Genomic DNA, 1,958 nt, shown 5'->3' with positions numbered 1-1,958 from the left:
ATCCGATCCACCGCACTGTGCTCTAGAGGTCGAAGAGAGATCCGGTCTCGTGGATGTCCACGTCGGTCTTCGGCTGGTGGGCCTCGCCGGTGGAGGCCGGCTTCGGCTTCTCCTCGGCCTTCTCCTCCGGCGCGTCGTCGGACTCGTCGGTGGGCTCCGGCTCGGGCTCGGGCTCCGGCTCCGGCTCCGGCTCCGCCTCGGGCTCGGGCTCGGTGTTCTCGCCCGCGGCGGCGCTGGCGGCCGCGGTGGCGGCGGCGCTCACCGCTGCCCCGGGGCTGACGTCCCCGGCCTTCGGCTCCGGCTCGGCCTTGTCCTCGGGCTCCGGCTCCGGCTCGGCCTTGTCCTCGGGCTCCGGCTCGGCCTTTGCCTCGGGCTCCGCCTCGGGTTCCGAGTCGACCTCGGGCTCGGGCTCGGACTTCGCGGCCGGTGCGGCGGGCGCCGGGGTCTCGATGTCGAAGAGCGATCCGCTCGGGATCTCGGTCTTCGGCTCGGCCGCCGGGGCAGCCTCCGCCTTCGGCTCCTCGGCGGGCTCGTCCTTCGCCTCGAGCTCCGGCTCTGCCGTGTCCTCGACCTCGACCTCGACCTCGGGCTCGGGCTCCGACGTCGCGGCCGGTGCGGCGGGCGCCGGGGTCTCGATGTCGAAGAGCGAGCCGCTGGGGATCTCGGTCTTCGGCTCGGCCGCCGGGGCGGCTGCTGCCTTCGGCTCCTCGGTGGGCTCGGGCTCGGGGTTCGGCTCCGCCTCGGCCTTCGCCGCCGGAGCGGCGGGCTCGTCGGCTGCGATGTCGAAGAGCGAGCCGCCGGACGCGGCGGGCATCTCCTCGGCCTTCGGCTCGTCGGCCTTCTCGACGGGCTCCGGTTCGGCCTCGGCCTCCGGCTCGGCAGGCTCGTCGCCACCGACATCGAAGAGCGAGCCGCCGGACGAGGCGGGCTTCGCGGCCTTCGCCTCCTCCTCGACGGGCTTGTCCTCGGCGGCGGTCTCGGCGGGTTCTTTCGCCTCCGGGGTGTCGAAGAGCGAGGACCCGCCGCTGGCCTTGGCGGCCGGGCCGGCGTCCTCGGTGTCCGTCACGGTCTCGGACGTCTGGGTGGCGTCGCCCTCCTCGGGCTCCGCCTTGGTGGCCTCGTCCTGCTTCTCGTCGGCCTTCTTCGCGGCCGGAGCAGCGGCCGCCGCCGAGCCGGGCTTGGCCCGGGTGGCGACCTCGCCCTTGACGGAGGCGAGGAGCATCTGGGCGACGTCGAGGACCTCGACTTCTTCGCGGGCCTCGCCTTTGGCTTGTTGGGCGGTGAGTCCGTCGGAGAGCATGACGCGGCAGAAGGGGCAGCCGACGGCGATCTGGTCGGCGCCGGTGCTGATGGCCTCGACGGTGCGGTTGACGTTGATGCGTTCGCCGATGTTCTCCTCCATCCACATGCGGGCGCCGCCGGCGCCGCAGCAGAAGGACTTCTCGGAGTTGCGTTCCATCTCGACGAACTCCGCACCGGGCAGGATCTCGAGCAGCTCGCGCGGTGGGGTGTAGACGCCGTTGTGGCGGCCGATGAAGCAGGGGTCGTGGTAGGTGATGGAGCGCTGGTGGGCGCCGTCGCCGTCCTTGATCGGGGTCAGCTTGCCCTCGCGCACCAGCCGGTTGAGGAGCTGGGTGTGGTGGACGACCTCGAGCTCGATGCCGAACTCTTGGTATTCGTTCTTGAGGGTGTTGAAGCAGTGCGCGCAGGTCGAGACGACCTTCTTGACCCGGTACTCGGTGAAGGTCTCGGCGTTCTGCTGGGCGAGGCCTTGGAAGACGAACTCGTTGCCGGCGCGGCGGGCGGGGTCGCCGGTGCAGGTCTCGCCGTTGCCGAGGACCCCGAAGCTGACGCCGGCCAAACATGCGCTGGCGGCAGTTCTGCGCCGAGCTGCTCGCCGCCTGCGACGACCTCGGCGGCGAGCTCGTGATCACCCTGGGCGCGCTCCTCGCCGACAC

1 protein-coding gene is annotated in these 1,958 nt (G+C 72.2%); it reads right to left on the bottom strand.

Going from position 1 to position 1,958, the window contains the following annotated elements:
- Window positions 1-22: 22 nt before the first annotated feature.
- Window positions 23-1,861: a heterodisulfide reductase-related iron-sulfur binding cluster gene (locus tag PD653B2_RS24140; protein WP_085874970.1), complete on the bottom strand. Its 1,839-nt coding sequence runs from the start codon at window positions 1,859-1,861 to the stop codon at window positions 23-25.
- Window positions 1,862-1,958 lie beyond the last annotated feature (97 nt).

The organism is Nocardioides sp. PD653-B2, from assembly GCF_002117935.1.
GTDB lineage: Bacteria > Actinomycetota > Actinomycetes > Propionibacteriales > Nocardioidaceae > Nocardioides.
This window is presented reverse-complemented; position numbering and strand designations above follow the sequence as displayed.